Consider the following 18,927-nt stretch of genomic DNA (forward strand, 5'->3'; position numbering starts at 1 on the left):
ATGATTACAGCTGACCAGTTGAAGGATGTGATGGACAGAGCTGACGCTCTGCATCACTATCTCAATATAGACCAGAAGAAAGTAGAATTCGAAGAGGAGCAGCTCCGCACCCAGGCTCCTGACTTTTGGGAAGACCCGAAGTATGCACAGGAGCAGATGAAGAAGGTGAAGGGCATCCAGAAATGGCTCGACGGCTACAAGACCGTGCGTCTTTATGCCGACGAACTGCAGCTTGCCTTCGACTTCTATAAAGACGAAATGGTAACCGAGGAAGAGGTGGATGCCGATTATGCCAAGGCGATCAAAGCCATCGAAGACTTGGAGTTGAAGAACATGCTTCGCCAGAAGGAAGACCCGATGGACTGCGTGCTCAAGATTAATTCCGGTGCCGGTGGTACAGAAAGCCAGGACTGGGCACAGATGCTGATGCGTATGTATATGCGCTGGGCTGAGGCTCATGGCTACAAGGTAACCATCACCGATATGCAGGAAGGCGATGAGGCTGGTATCAAGAGCGTCACCATGACCATTGAGGGCGGCGAGTACGCTTATGGTTATCTGAAGAGCGAGAACGGTGTGCACCGACTGGTGCGTGTTTCTCCTTTCAATGCCCAGGGCAAGCGAATGACCAGTTTCGCCAGTGTCTTCGTAACTCCGCTGGTAGATGATACCATCGAGGTATATGTTGACCCAGCCAAGCTCTCCTGGGATACCTTCCGTTCGAGTGGTGCCGGTGGTCAGAATGTGAATAAGGTTGAATCCGGTGTCCGTCTGCGTTATTGGTATACTGACCCTGATACAGGCGAGGAAGAAGAAATCCTCATCGAGAACACCGAGACCCGTGACCAGCCAAAGAACCGTGCCAAGGCATTGTTGCTCTTGAAGAGCCAACTCTACGACCGCGCCATGAAGAAGCGTCTGGAGGCTAAGGCTAAGATTGAGGCTGGTAAGAAGAAGATAGAGTGGGGAAGCCAGATTAGAAGTTATGTCTTCGACGACCGTCGTGTGAAAGACCACCGTACCAACTATCAGACATCGGATGTAGATGGCGTGATGGACGGCAAGATAGATGATTTCATCAAGGCATACCTGATGGAGTTCCCTACGAATGATGACGAACAACAATAATAATCTAAAAAATATACGACTATGAGTGGAAATAAAGACTTAAGAAGAGCCAAACATGAGGCTTATCAGAAGAAACAGGCTGCAAAAGGCGAGAAAGTAATCAAGTGGATATTTATAGGATTGATAGTCCTCGGTATTCTTTTTGCCATTTATGCAACAACATTAGTATAAAACAATGAGTGGATTAGAGATAGAAAGAAAATTCCTCGTTAAGAAGGGCGACGCTTACAAAAGCGCCGCCTTTTCTTCTAGTCATATCCAGCAGGGATATATTCCTGCCGAGGGGGCTACGGTGCGGGTTCGCACACGGGACGAGAAGGCTTACCTTACCATTAAGGGCAAGTCGGTAAATGGCGGCATGACCCGCTATGAGTTTGAAAAGGAGATAACGATGGACGAGGCGCAGCATCTTCTGCAACTTTGTCAGGGCGGCGTCATCGATAAGCGTCGCTATCTGGTGAAAAGTGGCAGTCATACCTTCGAGGTAGATGAGTTCTATGGCGATAATGAAGGTCTGGTCATGGCAGAGGTGGAGTTGGCTAGCGAGACTGAAGCCTATGAGAAACCTGATTTCATCGGTATGGAGGTAACAGGCGACAAGCGATTCTACAATTCGCATCTCTTGGGCAATCCTTTCTCGAAGTGGCGTGATACCTTGCCGGCTGAATATCGTTAGAAAATGTATTGAAAAAGTCATTTCTGCGTCCTAAAACAGACTAAATAGCATAAATATTACTAAATTTGTGTTTTTGCTTTCAAATAATTCATATATTTCAGAATTATTTTATAATTTTGCACGAAGAAAAATTAAAAAGTAAGAAATTAGTAATAGAAAGATAGAAATGACAGATTCAAATAGAGGAAGTTTTGGTAGCAAGATTGGATTGATTCTTGCTACAGCAGGTGGCGCCGTAGGTTTGGGTAACGTATGGCGCTTCCCTTATATGGCTGGTCAGGAAGGTGGCGCAGCCTTTATTCTGGTATACATCGGAAGTGTGCTCCTGTTGGGCATTCCATGTATGATTTCTGAGTTTATCATCGGCCGTCATGGTGCCTCTAATACCGCACGTGCCTATACCAAACTCTCTAATGGTACGGCTTGGAAGTGGGTAGGCTATCTTGAGGTGCTTACCGGTTTTCTGATTACGGGCTATTATGCGGTGGTTTCGGGCTGGTGTCTGCAGTATGTCTATGCCAGCATCATGGGCGAACTGCATGGTGACCCTACCTTTGTGGCGAATTACTTCAAGGAGTTTTCTTCTGATCCTGTGCGTCCGGTTATGTGGACGGTAGCGATATTCCTGATTTGTCATTTCGTGATTATTCATGGTGTGCGCGGCGGTATAGAGAAGGCTTCTAAGGTGATGATGCCTCTCCTGTTCATCCTGCTTTTGATCATTGTGGTAGCAGCCTGTCTGTTGCCGGATGCAGGTAAGGGCGTGGAGTTCCTGTTGAAGCCTGATTTCGGAAAGGTAGACAGAAACGTGTTCCTGAATGCCTTGGGACAGTCGTTCTATTCTATGAGTATCGGTATGGGCTGTATCTGTACCTATGCTTCTTACTTCAGCCGTCAGACCAATCTCTTCAAGAGTGCTTTGCAGATTTCCATCATCGATTTGCTGGTAGCAGTACTGGCTGGTCTGATGATTTTCCCTGCAGCCTTCTCTGTAGGTGTATCACCGGATAGTGGTCCTTCGCTCATCTTCATTACTTTGCCGAATGTCTTTAATCAGGCGTTTGCATCGTTACCTGTATTGGGATGGATCATCTCGCTGCTTTTCTACGTATTGCTGTCGGTAGCTGCCTTGACCTCGCTGATGTCACTTCATGAAGTGAATACTTCTTTCTTCTACGAGGAGTTGAAGATAGACCGCAAGAAGGGTGCTACCATCGTTACGGTTTCCTGTGCCATCATCGGAGCCTTCTGTTCGCTCTCTTTGGGTGCAACAGATAAGCTTTCGTTCTTCGGAAAGGCGCTGTTCGATTGGTTCGACTTTGTTACGGGTCAGATATTCCTTCCTCTGGCAGGATTCCTTACCTGCCTGTTCCTGGGCTGGTATGTACCTAAGCAGATCGTACAGGATGAGTTTACGAACTGGGGAACCTTGAAGGGCCGTCTCTTCGGTATCTATCTCTTCCTGATTAAGTTCGTTTGTCCTGTCCTCATCTTCCTGGTATTCCTGAACCAGTTTGGTGTCTTCGGATAAAGTATTTGTAATCGGATATAACTATATATAATAAGGTGTAGCATCTGCCGTTTCGTCGGAAAACAACAAACACTACACATTAAAGATTTAGATAATGGAAACAAGAGGAAATTTTGGTAGTAAGTTGGGCGTTATTCTTGCCACAGCCGGCTCGGCAGTCGGTTTGGGTAATGTGTGGCGTTTCCCTTATATGGCAGGTCAGAATGGTGGTGCCGCCTTCATTCTCATCTATTTGGTATGTATCATCCTGCTCGGATTGCCTGGCATGATGAGTGAATTCATCATCGGCCGTCATTCTGCATCCAATGCAGCCCGAGCTTATACCAATCTGGGAAAGCATAAGGCTTGGGGGGCTTTGGGCTTGATGGGTATCATCACCTCTATGATTATCCTGGGTTTCTATGCCGTAGTGGCTGGCTGGTGTCTGCAGTATCTCTATGCCAGTATCATGGGCGGTGTTCATGGCGACGCAGAGTATGTGAAGACCTATTTCCAGACCTTTTCAGCCGATCCTATCCGCCCAACCTTATGGGCAGTAGGTTTTATCCTGCTTACCCACATGGTTGTAGTGCGCGGTGTGCGCAATGGTATAGAGAAAGCATCCAAGATTCTGATGCCGATGCTCTTCTTCCTGTTGATTGTGATTGTGATTGCTTCCTGCTCTCTGCCGGGAGCGATGAAAGGAGTGGAGTTCCTGCTGAAGCCGGATTTCTCTAAGGTAGATGAAAACGTGTTGCTCGAAGCGCTGGGACAGGCGTTCTTCTCTTTGAGTATGGGTACGGCATGTCTGTGTACTTATGCCTCTTACTTCAACAGACAGACCAATCTCTTGAAGTCGGCTACTCAGATTGTGACCATTGATACGGTAATCGCCGTATTGGCAGGTTTGATGATATTCCCTGCAGCCTTCTCGGTAGGTGTGCAGCCAGACAGCGGTCCTTCGCTCATCTTCATTACCTTGCCAAACGTATTCCAGGAGGCTTTCGGTAACATGCCGGTTGTCGGTTATGTGATTTCGGTGTTGTTCTATGCCTTGCTTGTATTGGCAGCCCTGACTTCTACCATCTCGATGCACGAGATAGGTACCGCCTTTATTTATGAGGAGGGTAAGATAAGCCGTGCCAAGGGAGCCTGGTTCGAGACCATCGTTTGCAGCATCATAGCCGTATTCTGCTCGCTCTCTCAGGGTGCCGTACCTGATTTGGGTTTCTTCGGCAAGGATTTCCTGAGCAATTGTGACAACTTTACTGCCCAGCTGCTCATGCCGTTGAGTTCATTCATCACCTGTCTGTTCCTGGGATGGTATGTGCCAAAGAAGATTGTGCGTGATGAGTTTACTAACTGGGGAACCTTGAAGGGAACTCTCTTCCCAGTCTTCCTGTTCACCATCCGTTTTATCTGTCCAATCTGTATTTTCCTTATCTTCCTGCACCAGTTTGGTGTCATTTAGCAAAACTGGCAAACTTGCAGACAGGCACCGGCAAACTTGCAGACAGGCTATCTTGCCCCTAGTAGGCAAGATACGGCTTGATTCTTTCTATTTCGGCAGGTGGAAAGTCTTTGAGGAGACGCAGCTCTTCAGCACTTTTCAGCGGACCATGGGTTCTGCGGTAGTTTACGATTTCCTTTGCTTGGTAAAAGTCCAGGTAAGGATGTTTGCGCAGTTCGGCTAAACTGAGCTGGTTGACATTCATTTTCCGGATATGTTTTGCATCAATATTCATATAGTGGAGGGCTGTCTCGGGCACGCCTTCCACTTCTTGTATCTGGCTCATGGAAACAAAACCGCCTAAACGCTCTCTGTAACGGATGATGCTTCTGGCATAGTAAGAGCCTATGCCGGGAATTTTCTGCAGTTCGGTCGTATCAGCAGAATTGATGTTGATATACTGACCTTCTCTCAGTTTTCGTGGATAACTGTATTGGGTAGTGTCTTTCTTCCTTTCTTCTCTGGTTCTTATAGCCGTCTCTTGATAGCCGTAGTTGTATCTTTCTCTTGGGTAAAAGTTGGCAGCCGGCTGGTAGTCTTTACCAATTCTGATAAAGGGCAGCAGTTTTTCGAATTGCTTCTTGGTTAGTCCGTAAACCCGTGCAAAGTCTCTAGGTGTCCTGAAGATACCTCCTTTATTTCGATATTTGATGATGTTTCTGGCTTGCCATGATTCCAGTCCCAGCCGTTGGAAATCAGATTGGCTTGCCGTATTGGGGTCAAAGGCGAATACTTCGCTCGACTGAAGTCCTTCGTCATAATAGCCTGGCTGTTGCCGCGTGGCATGTCTGATGATACTATCGTTATGGGCTTGTTGCTTTTCTGATGGCATGGTTTCTTTAGAACCTACAATGAAAATCATTGTGGTACTGACAACGAGCAGGGTCAGGATTACGAGTAATGCTCGCCGTTCATGGTAATTGATATAAAAAAAATCCTTTAAAAACTTCATAGGCTTACGGATTTTAAGTCTATATGATTGTTTAGTCGGGATTACTGGACTCGAACCAGCGACCTCATCGTCCCGAACGACGTGCGCTACCAACTGCGCTAAATCCCGATATCTGCTGCAAAGGTACATTAAATAATGGACAACACCAACAAAAATAGACTTTTTTATCTTTTTTTGAAAGAAATTTCCCGAAAAATTTGCAGGAACCAGAAAAAAGTATTACCTTTGCACCCGCAAATGATAAATCGCGATTTGTGAAAGTTGGTGCCATAGCTCAGTTGGTAGAGCAAAGGACTGAAAATCCTTGTGTCCCCGGTTCGATTCCTGGTGGTACCACTTCTTTATGAGACTGAATCTTCGTAACAGGATTCAGTCTTTTTTTATGCCCTTTTTTATAATACTCCATTTTACACTTATGAAAACGTTTGCGTATGAAAAATGCGCCAGGATGTTTTATAATAGCTATTTTTTCACTACTTTTGCATTGTAAAATTCAAAAACAAACCAAAAAATAAATCTAACAAACATTCATTAAAATGAAAAAAGCTTATTTGTTATTCTTGGCTGCAATGTTGTCTACGGCTGTATTTGCCGGCAGCAAACAGACGGTTAAGATTGATGGTCAGGTCATAGAAAAGACTGTCTCAGAGATTACCTTCGATGGCGACAATGTCGTTCTTCAGTATTCAGATAATACATCTGATCAGGCAGATATGTCGCTCGTAACCCTTTCTTTCACTTATCAAACTACCGGCATCAGTCAGGTAGAAGGCATTAAGCAGGCATTGCAAGGTAAGGTTTATAACCTTCAGGGCCAGTGTGTAGGTAAATCCCCTAAGGGTTTATCTAAGGGTGTTTATATGATTAATGGTAAGAAAGTAATCATCAAATAAAATAAGGAGGATTGAACAATGAAGAAAATGGTATTTACTTTGGCACTCCTCCTGATGAGCTTGAGTGCAGCTGTGGCTCAGACAGGGACATTTAAGATTACCCATGCCGTGGCTCGTAACAGCAAGGTGAACCAGATGTATGTTACCACCAAGTCGGGTGATGTGAAGTATTATAATACTGCAGATTTGACAAGTGTGAAGTTCGAAGGTGATAAGGCAATCATCGCACCTAAATCAGGCTCAGAGAATGATGAGTATGATGCTTCTGTTCAGAAAATCAGTTTCGCAAAGAAAGTAGAGCAGGGCGAAAGTGGTGATATTGACAATCCTGCAGGTGTGATTCAGATTACTGAGGCAAAGGGCTGGCAGGAGTCTGCCTACTTGAAGTGGGCTCCATTCGAGGGCGCTTCTTCTTATAATGTATATGTAGATGACAAGAAGATTGATGCTCAGTTGATTCGTCAGTATGCTTCTTACTATCGTGCCGATGTTCTCGGTTTGAAGGAAGGTACTTATTCTGTAAAGGTTGTTCCTGTAAATGCTGACGGTAAAGAGATTACTGGTGCCAATACTGCTTCTAACTTGGTAGTAAAGAGCTACAACCGTGAGGGCTTTGCTCATTTCAAGTATGCTGGTGTAGGTGCTTATAATAATGATGGTACTTTGAAGGCTGGTGCTAAGGTTCTGTATATTACAGCCAAGACGGCCAAGACTGTTTCTACAACAGTTAATACTGGTAAGCTTGAGACGATTACAGGTCTTCAGTCTATTATTGATGCTTATTCAAAAGGTAAGGATAAAACCCCAATCGCATTCCGTATCATCGGTAAGGTAAATCTTTCTGATTTGGATCACATTTCAAGTTCTGCAGAAGGTTTGCAGGTTAAGGGAGCTATGATGAATATGACATTCGAGGGTGTCGGTGATGATGCTACCGTATATGGCTTCGGCTTCTTGCTTAGAGAGGCTGAGAGTGTAGAGTTCCGTAACTTTGCTATCATGCGTTGCCTGGATGATGCTATGTCTCTTGATACTAAAAACTCTCATGTATGGATTCACAACATGGATCTCTTCTATGGTAAGAAGGGTAGTGCTGCCGACCAGGCTAAAGGTGACGGTACTGTAGATATCAAGGGTGATTCTAAGTATGTTACTGTAGCTTACAACCGTTTCTGGGATAATGGTAAGGCTTCTATGTGTGGTATGAAGAGTGAAACTGGTGAAAACTGGATTACTTATCATCACAACTGGTTCGACCATTCAGACTCTCGTATGGCTCGCGTTCGTACCATGAGTGTTCACATGTACAACAACTACTATCAGCATTGTGATGTTTATGGTATTGGTGCAACCAGTGGCTCAAGTGTGTTCATGGAGTCAAACTACTTTGATGCTGTTAAGCGTCCTATCATGAGCTCTTTGCAGGGTACTGATGCCAAGGGTGATGGTACTTTCTCTGGTGAGAAAGGTGGTTTGATTAAGGCATACGGCAATGTATTTGCCAACAAGCCTGATAACTTCAGCTATATCACATACGCAGAAAACAATACAAGCTTTGATGCCTACGAGGTTTCTGATCCAAGTAAGCAGGTTCCTGCAAGCATAAAGACTTTGGTAGGTGGTACTTCTTACAACAACTTCGATACCAACTCAAGCCTCATGTATGCATACGCTGCAGATAAGGCAGAAGATGTTCCTTCTATCGTAGAAGGCTTCTATGGTGCAGGTCGTTTGAATCATGGTGATATTGATTTCGTTATTCCTGATGAGACAGTCGTAACAAATGGTCATCAGCAGCCATGGCCTGCTTTGGCAAGCATTCTTGATGCTTATACTTCTGGTGTTGTTAAGGTATTCGGTGAGAGCAATGCAACTGGCGAAGGTGGTTCTGCTGAAGGTGGCAGCACTGGTGGTTCAGAAGGTGGTAGTACTGGTGGCTCTACCGGTGGTACAACAGAAGGTGGCAGTACTGTAACTCCTATCGAGGGTACTGTTTTGGTAACATTCACAGATTCTAAGCCTTCAAGTAGCATAGTAACAGTCTCAGGTAACTATGCTACAAATAAGGGAACTGCTACTATTGACGGCACTTCATATTCTACTTGTGTAAAGATGGAGTCTGCAACTAATATCTCAGTAACTGTTGATAAGAAAGTCACAATGACCCTTTATTTCAGTTCTGCAGATACCAAGACGAACGCCAAAATTGATGGAAAGAAGCCTGCTGAAGTAAATGCAGTTATTGATTCAACAGCTAAGACAATGACTGTAACATTGGATGCAGGTTCTCATACTATTACAAAGCAGGATACATGCAACCTCTTCGGTATTAAACTCGTACCTGTAAAAGAGTAAAGGTATAGAACTGATTTAAAGATTCCTGCCTCTTTAATGACAAAACGGACAAAAGCTAGATAAAGATTTGCTTTTGTCCGTTTTTTCTTTATTTTTGTCTTAAATCTATCTGCTGTTTTCTTCTTTTTTCTCTACTTTTGCAACTGAAAACAATTTTAAACGCAAACTCATTTAAACGTAAACGCAACCTAAAAGTAAAACAATGAAAGCAATCCAGAATTTAGCAAAGAGAAGTTTGCTTCTCGTGGCATTGTTCGTCATCGGATGTCTGCAACTCATGGCGCAGACAAGAACCATCAAAGGTGAGGTGACTGATGCGCAGAATGGTGAGGCTCTGATTGGCGCCACTGTCATGGTGGAAGGCGAAAAGGGCGGTACAGTTACTGATTTTGACGGTAACTTCAGTCTTCAGGTATCTTCTTCAGCCAAGAAGATCAAGGTATCTTATATCGGTTATATTGATAAGGTACTTTCTATCTCAGACAATATGAAGGTGAAACTCGAATCCGACAGCAAGGCGCTGGCTGATGTCGTGGTCATCGGATATGGTACGGCAAGAAAGAGTGACCTGACAGGTTCCGTAGCTACCGTGAAATCGAAGGACTTTAATAAAGGTCTCGTTTCTTCTCCAGAACAGTTGATCAACGGTAAGGTTTCGGGTGTACAGATTATGTCTAACAGTGGTTCTGCCTCTGCCGGTAGTACCATCCGTGTGCGTGGTGGTGCATCTCTTAATGCCAGCAACGACCCTCTTATCGTGCTCGATGGTGTGCCATTGGAGCAGGGTGGTATCTCGGGTAACAGCAGCAACTTCCTCAGCATGATCAACCCTTCTGATATCGAGAGCATGACTGTATTGAAGGATGCTTCTTCTACAGCCATCTATGGTTCCCGTGCTTCAAATGGTGTCATCATCATTACCACCAAGAAGGGACAGCAGGGTGCTGTAAAGGTGAACTTCAATACCACCAACAGTTTGCAGACCCGTGCGCAGATGGTAGATATGCTGAGCCGTGATGAATTTGTGAATGTCATCAACCAGTTTGGTGACGCTAATCAGAAATCATTGCTCGGTACAGCCAATACCGACTGGAATGATGAGGTTTACCGTACTGCCTTCGGTACAGATAATAACCTCAGCGTGAGCGGCAGCATCGACAAGTGGTTGCCATTCCGCGTGTCTGTAGGCTATTACAACCAGAGCGGTCTGGTTCGCAAGGACAATGTAGAGCGCTGGACAGGTAACGTGGTATTGACTCCTAGCTTCTTCCAGGATCACCTGAAGTTGACCATCAATGCCAAGGGAACCCTCAATAACAACTCATTCAATAATGGTGGTGCCGTATGGGCAGCTGCCACATTCAACCCAACCATCCCGGTTTATTCCGGCAACGACAAATATGGTGGCTATAATGAGGCACTCGATGCTGATGGCTATCCAGTGAATGCCGGTGTAAGAAACCCTCGCGGTCTGGTTGATCTGTATGATTCAAAGAGTAAGGTGAGCCGCTTCATCGGTTCTATGGATGTAGATTACAAGGTTCATTTCCTGCCAGACCTCAAGCTCCATGCTACCGTGGGTGCTGACTATGCCAAGGGCGACGGAACCATTTATGTTCCTGCCTACGCAGCACAGAGCTACAACAAGGATGAGTCTTTGGGCGGTAGCGATTACAAGTATGGTCCTCAGAAAAACGAGAACCGCTTGCTTACCCTCTATGCCAACTATGCGAAGTATTTCGAAGATATCAAGAGTAATGTAGATCTGACAGCCGGTTACGACTACCAGTACTGGAAGAGTACTACACCTCTTTATTATACCAAAAGTGCGGCAGGCACAAACCTGTCAACCGTAAAGGCATCAGATTACCGTCATGTAATGTTGTCATATTACGGACGTATCAACTATTCATTCGATGGAAAGTATCTCCTGACGGCAACCGTTCGTCGAGACGCATCTTCCCGTTTCTCTAAGGATACCCGTTGGGGTACTTTCCCATCTGTTGCTTTGGGCTGGACTTTGACAGAAGAGCCTTGGTTGAAGAACCAGAAGGTACTTTCTAACTTGAAACTCCGTGCCAGCTATGGTGTTACCGGTCAGCAGGAAGGTATCGGCAACTACAACTATCTGCCGGTTTATACATCCAGTGTAACAGGTGCCGAAGCTTTCATCAACGGACAGTATATCAATACTTACCGTCCTGAGGCATACGTATCAGACTTGAAGTGGGAGACTACAACCTCCTGGAACTTCGGTCTCGATTTCGGATTCCTGGATGGCCGTATCGGTGGTGCCATCGATTTCTATACCCGTAAGACCAAGGACCTGTTGGCATCAGTACCAACAGCAGCAGGTACCAACTTCTCAAAGACTATCCTTACCAACGTAGGTAATGTAGACAGCAAGGGTATCGAGGTTTCTCTGAATGCCACCCCTATCCAGACCAAGGACTGGGAGTGGAACCTGAGCTACAACTTTACCTGGCAGAACATGAAGGTGAAGAACCTTTCATTGACAAAGGGTGGAAGCCAGACCAACGTGAAGGTAGGTCCATCTATCGATGCTTACCAGTTCCAGGTACTCTCTGAGGGATATGAGCCATACATGTTCTATGTATACCATCAGCTCTACGACTCTAAGACAGGCAAGCCAATCGAGGGTGCTTATGCCGATTTGAACAATGATGGCGAAATCAATGATGCCGATCTCTACCGCTATCATTCTCCAGCCCCTAAGTATATCATGGGCTTGAGTACATCTTTGAGATACAAGCAGCTGACACTCGGTATGAGTTTCCGTGCCAACATCGACAACTATGTATACAACGGCATGGGTATGAGTACAGGTGCTTTCGAGACAGTAAGCTACAACAACTCACAGCTCAACAACCTCAACACCAGCTTCCTGAAGACAGGTTTCAAGACCCGTCAGTATCTCTCTGATTACTACGTAGAGAATGCTTCGTTCCTGAAACTCGACAACCTGAGTTTGAGTTACAATGTAGGCAAGATCAACAAGTGGGCTTCGCTCACCGTATCTGCAATGGTACAGAATGTTTTCACCATCACCGGTTACTCAGGTACAGATCCTGAGGTGCCAAACGGAATGGACAACTCATTCTATCCACGTCCTCGCACTTATTCATTAAGCCTCGGACTTCAGTTCTAACAATCAAAACAGATAACAATGAAACTTAAGAATATATTATATAGTATGATGATGGGAACAGCGGTGCTGACAGGCACAACCAGCTGTGTTTCCGATCTCGACCAATATCCTCATACAGAGACAACCTCTAAGGATGTTTATACCTCGCTTGCCAATTACGAGGCAGTGCTGGGCAAGATTTACGCTGCCATGGTGACTAGCGGTCAGGGCAAGGGCGGCGACAACAAGGATATGGAATCCGTATTGAACAAAGGAGCAGGTTTCGACTACATGCGTATGTTTATCAATATGCAGGAGTGTGGTACCGATGAATTTGCCTCTACCTGGCTGACTGGTGAGCAGACTACGGGTCTTACTTATCTCTCCTGGGATGCCAACGATGCCTGGGTATCAGATATGTATTATCGTATCTACTACAACATCGCCCTCTGCAACGAGTTCCTGCGCAATGCCAATAGTGCCAATTTCTCTGGTGCTGATGCAGAGAAGATGAAGGAATATAAGGCAGAAGTCCGTTTTATGCGTGCTCTGTTCTATTACCATGCGCTCGATTTCTATCGCAACATTCCGATGGTGACAGAGAACGACCCTGTGGGCAGCTACATTCCTCCTCGTTATACTCCTCAGCAGACATTCGATTATATTGAGAGCGAGTTGAAGGATTGTGTAGGTGATATGCTTCCTGCTTCTACCTGTCCTTACGGTCAGGCTTCTCAGGGTGCTGCCTATACCTTGCTTGCCAAGCTTTATCTGAACAGCGAGGTTTATACCGGCGTTGCCAAGTATGCCGAGTGCAAGGAGGCTTGCGAGAAGGTGATGGGTATGGGATATTCTCTGGAGTCTGATTACAGCAAACTCTTCAATGCTGATAACGACAAGCGTACCAACGAAATTATCTTCGCCTTGCCGGTAAGTGCTGAGCATACTGTAAGCTGGGGTTCTTCTACCTATCTGGTTTGTGGACAGGTAAGTATGTCGAATGCCAACCAGAATGTAGCCGATTATGGTGTAACTGCCGGCTGGAGTGAATTCCGTCTTCGTCCTGAGTTCGTGGATAAGTTTACCCAGACCGATATTGATGGCAGTGGCGACAAGCGTTGCAAGTTCTTCACCAATGGTCAGAGCAAGGATGTAACCAGCATGACCGATGAAACCGCCGGCTATCTTTCTGAGAAGTGGAGCAACCTGAAGGATGATGGTACTACCGCTTCCAATACTGCCGATGCAGGTGTAGAAACCGATTTTCCTCTCTTCCGTTTGGCTGATGTCTATCTGATGTATGCCGAGTGCGTGGTTCGTCTGCATAACGACTGGGATAACTGGGCTGGTGGTAGCGATGCTACAGATCCAACCGTGATTGCTTCCCGCAAGCAGGGAGCCATCTATTGGATCAATCTCCTCCGCGAACGTGCTGGAAATACTGATGTATGGTCTAGCAATTTTGCCGATGACGATGCCTTCCTCCAGTTCATCCTCGATGAGCGTGCCCGTGAACTCTATCATGAAGGTTATCGCCGTACCGACCTGATTCGCTATGGTCAGTTTACTACTAATAAGTACATCTGGCAGTGGAAGGGTGGAACTCACGACGGACAGGCTGTTGATAGCAAGTACAACATCTATCCAATCCCTAACACCGAGCTTACCGCAAATCCAAATCTTCATAACGACAACTATTAATAGGATAAAAGAATGAAAAAGATATTTAGAAACCTGATGATGCTTCTCTGCGCACTCACCGCCCTGGTGAGTTGCGACGAGAGTTGCGACAAGATATATCTGGATGGCTTCAAGGCATCCGACCTGATGGCATCGGCATCCGATGTGAAGCTGTCTGTAGATAACAGTAAGGACGTTGTCCTCTCGTTGGCTTGGCAGAATCCTACCTTGCTTTCGAGCGATGAAACCAAGCCTGCGGGCAACGGAGTGCTGAAAACTTATCTGCAGGTATCAGCCTCAGAGAACTTTACTTCAGAAAAGGAATACACCGTAACCGACCTTTCCAAGGCTTTCACCGGGGCAGACCTCAATGCTGCAGCCAAGGATCTCGGCTTGTCTCCTGATGAGAGTTCACCTCTCTATTTCCGTATCAAGAGTCAGATGGGTAGTAATCTTGATGCCGCTTACAGCAATGTCTGCCAGGTAAATGTTACTCCATACCTCATTGATATGAGCTACATCAATATCCTGAATGAGAAAAAGGATCAAGTTCTGACCAAACTCTATTCTCCTAATTCTGATGGAGTTTATTCTGGCTATATGAATGCCTCTTCTTGGTTCCATATCTGGGGTAAGGAAAATGATGGTACCATTTGGGGTAATGTAGGACAGGATAACCATGTGTACGAAATGGATAATACTGAGTCTGCATGGAACATCTGGTTCCCAGGTCAGACAGGTATTTATTATACAGTTCTTGATACAAAAGCTAAGGAACTTAAGCCAACTTACATCAAGTCAATGCAGTTGAATGGTGAAGATATGACTTATGATGCTCCTAACTATGCTTGGACCAAGGTCATTACAACTACAGCCGATAATACTCCAGTCAGCATCGTAGCTACAGGCGCTGAGTACAGCAAGGCTACAGGTACAGCTGATGCTGCAGCAGTAGTGAAGACAATGAACTATACTTTGGCTGATGGCAAGATGACTGACTCAAAGAACGCTGGCAGTGTGAATATTGCCACGGCGGGTACTTATACCATAACCGTGAAGGTTGGTGAGAACAGTCAGTTGGAATATACTATCGTTGAGGGCGACCAAACAACTCCAGAGCCAGAGGTTAGCAATACTCTCTGCATGTTCAGCAAGGATGGCAACAGCCTACTTGCCGTGATGAATAAGGTGAGCGATGGTGTTTATACCTGCAAGTACAAGCCAACAGCTTGGGAAGGATTTATGTTTATCTATGTAGGAGCCAACAAGGATGACAAGCAAACATGGTATGGTTGCGAGCCAAGTAATGATAAGATGTTTAATCTTTCTACGGCAGACGACAAGTGGAATCCTTGGTTCAAGGATGATGTAACTGGTGGTGAAGTTACCGTTACCGCCGACCTCAACACCATGACATGGCAATATAAATAATTAATAAGAAAAATAGCAATGAAAAATATATTTGGAAAAGCCATATTGCTGGCTACAGCACTCTTGTTTTCTATCACGGGCACGAGTTGCAGCAATGATGATAATACCACTCCCGAAAAGGAGAAGACATACAATATGAGTGGCTTCGCCAAGGGTGCCGATGTAAGTTGGCTCACAGAGATGGAGAAGGATGGTGTGAAATTCTATAATCAGAATGGCAAGGCAACAGAATGCATGAAGCTCCTTCGCGAAGAGGGAACCAATTCTATCCGTCTGCGTGTCTGGGTAAATCCGGAAGGTGGCTGGTGTGGCAAGAATGATGTCATCGCCAAGGCTTGGCGAGCTCAGCAGCTCGGCTTCCGTCTGATGATTGACTTCCACTATTCTGATACCTGGGCTGACCCGGGTAACCAGAAAGTTCCTGCTGCATGGCAGGGCTATACTGCCGAACAAATGAAACTGGCTGTGGCTGATCATACCAAGAATGTATTGACAGCCCTGAAGGATAGAGGTGTAACCAACGTAGAGTGGGTGCAGGTGGGCAATGAAACCCGCGACGGAATGCTCTTCAATAGCGATGAGGCTGTAACCGGTCAGGTATCTAAGAATGCAGCCAACTTTGCTGCTTATGTTAACGCCGGTTATGATGCTGTTAAGGCGGTTTATCCACAAGCAAAGGTCATCGTTCATGTAGATAAAGGTCAGGACCTTGGTGGACTTACCTGGCTTTACGATAAGTTGAAAGAAAATGGCGGAAAGTGGGATGTCATTGGACTGTCTCTTTATCCTGAGGATGATAACTGGCAGAGTTATGCAGAGAGCTGTCTCGCTAACATCCAGACCCTTTCTTCTAAGTATGGTAAGGACGTTATCATCTCTGAAATCGGTATGTGGTGGGGCTCTGACCAGGCTGCGCCAATGATGAAGAAGATGGTGGATGGCTGCAAGGCAATCTCTACCTGCGAGGGTATCTTCTATTGGGAACCAGAAGTTTACAACAACTGGAAGCCAGCCAACTATACCACTCTGGGTTGGTCTGCATATACCAAGGGAGCGTTCGACAACAGCGGCAAACCAACTGCCGTATTCGATGCATATAAATAAGAATATTAAATAGCAATATGATTAAGAGAAGCATTACTTTCATGACTCTTGCCCTGGCACTCACTACGCTGTGCCAGGCGCAGAGCAGAAAGGTTATCAACCTGCCTTCATGGGACTTCTCCCGTGATGGCAAGGCGTGGCAGCAGGTAGCTGTTCCGCACGATTGGGCTATCTCGGGTCCTTTCGATAAAAAATGGGATCTGCAGATGGTGGCCATCGAGCAGAATGGCGAAACCGAAAAGACCGAAAAGTCGGGACGTTCTGGTGCGCTGCCTTGGATAGGTGAGGGTATGTATAAGATGAACTGGACGGCTCCTAAGGGCTATAAGCGTGCCGTACTCGTCTTCGACGGTGCCATGAGCCAGCCTGTTGTCAGCGTCAATGGCAAGGAGGCAGGCAAGTGGGCTTACGGCTACAATGCCTTCCGCATCGACATCACACCTTTCATCCAGTTTGGTAAGAGTAATCTCATCGAGGTACATCTTAATAATGTAGAGGAGAGCAGCCGATGGTATCCGGGAGGCGGTCTTTACCGTCCGGTTTCCGTAGAACTCTATGGCAACGAAAACTTCTCTACCTGGGATACCTTCGTGCGTACCCTGAAGGCTGATAAGCAGGAAGCTGAAGTAGAAGTAAATGCGCTGCTGGAAGGAAAGACTGGTAAGTCGGGCAAGACCGTCATAGCCCTGTTGAATGAGGCTGGCAAGAAGGTTGCCGAGCAGACCGTCACAGGTGCCAATCCTGAAATCAAGACTACCCTGAAGGTAGCGAATCCTCAGCTCTGGTCTCCGGAATCTCCTTACCTCTATCAGGTAAAGCTTACCCGATATGAAGGAAAGAAGGTGGCTGATGTCCAGACCCTGAAGACCGGTATCCGCACCATCTCGGTATCCAAGAATTATGGTTTCCAGCTCAATGGCGTTACCCGCAAACTGAAGGGCGTCTGTTTGCACCACGACCTCGGTCCATTGGGAGCAGCAGAGAACAAGGCAGCCCTTATCCGTCAGATCAAGATGATGAAGCAGATGGGTTGCGACGCTATCCGTACTGCCCACAACATGCCTTCTACCATGCAGATGGAAATCTGCGATTCACTAGGTATGATGGTGATGGCAGAGAGTTTCGATATGTGGATTTATCCTAAATGCAAGAACGGCTACGCCAAGTTCTTCAAGGAGTGGAGCGATAAGGATATCACTAATCTGGTAAAGCACCACCGCAATCATCCTAGCATCGTGATGTGGAGCATCGGTAACGAGATTCCTGAGCAGTGGAGCAAGGAGGGTATGGAGATAGCCAAGCATCTGCAGGATATCTGTCATCAGTACGACCCATCCCGCCCTGTAACTCAGGGTATGGATAAGGCTGAGGCTGCCCTGAAGAGTGGATTTGCCCAGGTGATGGACGTTCCGGGCTTCAACTATCGCGTACATAAATATTATAAGAATATTGAGCAGTTGCCTCAGGGCTTCCTCTTGGGTTCAGAGACTGCCTCTACGGTCAGCTCCCGTGGCGTATACAAGTTCCCAGTAGTGGTAAGTGATAAGGCTACCTATCCTGATGGTCAGTGCTCAAGCTATGATACCGAGTACTGTTCCTGGAGCAATCTTCCTGATGATGACTGGAAGATGCAGGATGACTACAGTTGGGTAATCGGTGAGTTTGTATGGACCGGTTACGACTATCTGGGCGAGCCGACTCCATACGATACCTACTGGCCAAGCCGTAGCAGCTACTTCGGCATCTGCGACCTTGCCGGACTTCCAAAGGACCGCTACTATATGTATCGTGCCCGCTGGAACGAGCAGCAGCATACTACCCATCTTCTTCCTCACTGGAACTGGAAGAGCAGGGAAGGACAGGTTACTCCTGTATATTGCTACACCGATGGTGTGGAAGGCGAGCTTTTCGTGAATGGCAAGAGTCAGGGCAGGGTTCGCAAGGACAAGTCAAGCCGCCTCGACCGCTACCGTCTGCGCTGGAACAATGTGAAGTATGAACCGGGTGAGATTCGCGTGGTTACCTACAACCAGTATGGCGATAAGGTGGGCGAGGACGTGAAGCGTACTGCCGGCGAGCCTGCACAGATGAAGTTCAGTGTAGAAACACCTGATCATGAGCCTATTGCCTGCATGGTAGAAGGCTGTAGCGATGAGCACAATGTGCTTCTGAATGCCGATGGCAACGACCTTGCCTTCATCACCGTGAGTCTGCAGGATAAGGACGGCAATGAATGTCCGCTTGCCGATGACGAACTGACCTTCGAGGTGAGTGGTGCCGGCACTTTCAAGGCAGCCTGCAACGGCGATGCCACATCGCTCGAACCGTTCACCCAGCCTCAGATGAAACTCTTCTCCGGCAAACTCGTTGTCATCGTACAGAGCAGCAAGCAGAAGGGCAACATCATTCTGAAGGTAAAAGACAGCAAGCGAAATATCGAAAAGTCGATTACGCTCCAGGCAATATAAGAAGACTGAGACCGATTTCGGTTGGTTATAAAGTATATAGTTTATATCGGATCCTCTGGGAATAGCAGCGGC

General features: G+C 46.3%; 13 protein-coding genes and 2 tRNA genes. 13 read left to right on the top strand and 2 right to left on the bottom strand.

The features are described from left to right. The 5 genes from prfB (at position 1) to ONT18_RS13985 (ending at position 4,785) form a co-directional block, all read left to right on the top strand. Positions 1-1,128, top strand: coding sequence for a peptide chain release factor 2 (prfB, locus tag ONT18_RS13965; protein ID WP_022120221.1), 1,128 nt, complete (start codon positions 1-3; stop codon positions 1,126-1,128). Positions 1,129-1,149: 21 nt separating this feature from the next. After that, positions 1,150-1,299, top strand: coding sequence for a hypothetical protein (locus ONT18_RS13970; RefSeq protein WP_181976430.1), 150 nt, complete (start codon positions 1,150-1,152; stop codon positions 1,297-1,299). 4 nt (positions 1,300-1,303) lie between these two features. Further along, a complete protein-coding gene (locus ONT18_RS13975) occupies positions 1,304-1,804 on the top strand; it encodes a CYTH domain-containing protein (protein ID WP_006847608.1) in 501 nt (166 codons plus the stop codon). 166 nt (positions 1,805-1,970) lie between these two features. Next, a complete protein-coding gene (locus ONT18_RS13980; RefSeq protein ID WP_006847607.1) occupies positions 1,971-3,335 on the top strand; it encodes a sodium-dependent transporter in 1,365 nt (454 codons plus the stop codon). Between the two features lie 94 nt (positions 3,336-3,429). Beyond that, entirely contained in the window at positions 3,430-4,785 is a 1,356-nt protein-coding gene (locus ONT18_RS13985) for a sodium-dependent transporter (protein WP_264906258.1), read from the top strand. A 58-nt stretch (positions 4,786-4,843) separates the two neighbouring features. Here ONT18_RS13985 and ONT18_RS13990 read toward each other — a convergent pair whose 3' ends face one another. Beyond that, entirely contained in the window at positions 4,844-5,686 is an 843-nt protein-coding gene (locus ONT18_RS13990; RefSeq protein WP_264906260.1) for a helix-hairpin-helix domain-containing protein, read from the bottom strand. A 125-nt stretch (positions 5,687-5,811) separates the two neighbouring features. Next, positions 5,812-5,884 (bottom strand) — tRNA-Pro (locus ONT18_RS13995). Between the two features lie 155 nt (positions 5,885-6,039). On the opposite strand from ONT18_RS13995, the gene ONT18_RS14000 reads away from it, so the two are divergent. From ONT18_RS14000 to ONT18_RS14035, 8 genes are all read left to right on the top strand, one after another. Next, positions 6,040-6,112 (top strand) — tRNA-Phe (locus tag ONT18_RS14000). 200 nt (positions 6,113-6,312) lie between these two features. After that, the gene (locus tag ONT18_RS14005) at positions 6,313-6,669 is read left to right on the top strand and encodes a subtilase (RefSeq protein ID WP_264906262.1); all 357 of its coding nucleotides are present in this window, start codon (positions 6,313-6,315) and stop codon (positions 6,667-6,669) included. 18 nt (positions 6,670-6,687) lie between these two features. Continuing rightward, positions 6,688-9,024 (top strand): pectate lyase, encoded by a 2,337-nt coding sequence (locus ONT18_RS14010; protein ID WP_264906264.1) that lies wholly within the window; start codon positions 6,688-6,690, stop codon positions 9,022-9,024. Positions 9,025-9,226: 202 nt separating this feature from the next. Then, positions 9,227-12,193 carry a SusC/RagA family TonB-linked outer membrane protein gene (locus ONT18_RS14015; protein ID WP_264906266.1) on the top strand — a complete coding sequence of 989 codons (2,967 nt, stop codon included), beginning with the start codon at positions 9,227-9,229 and terminating at the stop codon, positions 12,191-12,193. An 18-nt stretch (positions 12,194-12,211) separates the two neighbouring features. Next, positions 12,212-13,873 (top strand): RagB/SusD family nutrient uptake outer membrane protein, encoded by a 1,662-nt coding sequence (locus tag ONT18_RS14020; protein ID WP_264906269.1) that lies wholly within the window; start codon positions 12,212-12,214, stop codon positions 13,871-13,873. A gap of 12 nt (positions 13,874-13,885) precedes the next feature. Then, a complete protein-coding gene (locus ONT18_RS14025) occupies positions 13,886-15,283 on the top strand; it encodes a DUF5114 domain-containing protein (RefSeq protein WP_264906271.1) in 1,398 nt (465 codons plus the stop codon). 18 nt (positions 15,284-15,301) lie between these two features. Further along, complete coding sequence (locus ONT18_RS14030) at positions 15,302-16,387, top strand: glycoside hydrolase family 53 protein (RefSeq protein ID WP_264906273.1); 1,086 nt, start codon at positions 15,302-15,304, stop codon at positions 16,385-16,387. 17 nt (positions 16,388-16,404) lie between these two features. Continuing rightward, entirely contained in the window at positions 16,405-18,855 is a 2,451-nt protein-coding gene (locus tag ONT18_RS14035; protein WP_264906275.1) for a glycoside hydrolase family 2 TIM barrel-domain containing protein, read from the top strand. The last annotated feature ends 72 nt before the right edge of the window (positions 18,856-18,927 follow it).

The organism is Segatella copri (assembly GCF_026015295.1).
Classification (GTDB): domain Bacteria; phylum Bacteroidota; class Bacteroidia; order Bacteroidales; family Bacteroidaceae; genus Prevotella; species Prevotella copri_C.

What these genes read in the sequence shown, in the direction of transcription:
- prfB (WP_022120221.1), top strand. Translation starts at nt 1, where the DNA reads ATGATTACAGCTGACCAGTTGAAGGATGTGATGGACAGAGCTGACGCT.
- ONT18_RS13970 (WP_181976430.1), top strand. Translation starts at nt 1,150, where the DNA reads ATGAGTGGAAATAAAGACTTAAGAAGAGCCAAACATGAGGCTTATCAG.
- ONT18_RS13975 (WP_006847608.1), top strand. Translation starts at nt 1,304, where the DNA reads ATGAGTGGATTAGAGATAGAAAGAAAATTCCTCGTTAAGAAGGGCGAC.
- ONT18_RS13980 (WP_006847607.1), top strand. Translation starts at nt 1,971, where the DNA reads ATGACAGATTCAAATAGAGGAAGTTTTGGTAGCAAGATTGGATTGATT.
- ONT18_RS13985 (WP_264906258.1), top strand. Translation starts at nt 3,430, where the DNA reads ATGGAAACAAGAGGAAATTTTGGTAGTAAGTTGGGCGTTATTCTTGCC.
- ONT18_RS13990 (WP_264906260.1), bottom strand. Translation starts at nt 5,686, where the DNA reads ATGATTTTCATTGTAGGTTCTAAAGAAACCATGCCATCAGAAAAGCAA.
- ONT18_RS14005 (WP_264906262.1), top strand. Translation starts at nt 6,313, where the DNA reads ATGAAAAAAGCTTATTTGTTATTCTTGGCTGCAATGTTGTCTACGGCT.
- ONT18_RS14010 (WP_264906264.1), top strand. Translation starts at nt 6,688, where the DNA reads ATGAAGAAAATGGTATTTACTTTGGCACTCCTCCTGATGAGCTTGAGT.
- ONT18_RS14015 (WP_264906266.1), top strand. Translation starts at nt 9,227, where the DNA reads ATGAAAGCAATCCAGAATTTAGCAAAGAGAAGTTTGCTTCTCGTGGCA.
- ONT18_RS14020 (WP_264906269.1), top strand. Translation starts at nt 12,212, where the DNA reads ATGAAACTTAAGAATATATTATATAGTATGATGATGGGAACAGCGGTG.
- ONT18_RS14025 (WP_264906271.1), top strand. Translation starts at nt 13,886, where the DNA reads ATGAAAAAGATATTTAGAAACCTGATGATGCTTCTCTGCGCACTCACC.
- ONT18_RS14030 (WP_264906273.1), top strand. Translation starts at nt 15,302, where the DNA reads ATGAAAAATATATTTGGAAAAGCCATATTGCTGGCTACAGCACTCTTG.
- ONT18_RS14035 (WP_264906275.1), top strand. Translation starts at nt 16,405, where the DNA reads ATGATTAAGAGAAGCATTACTTTCATGACTCTTGCCCTGGCACTCACT.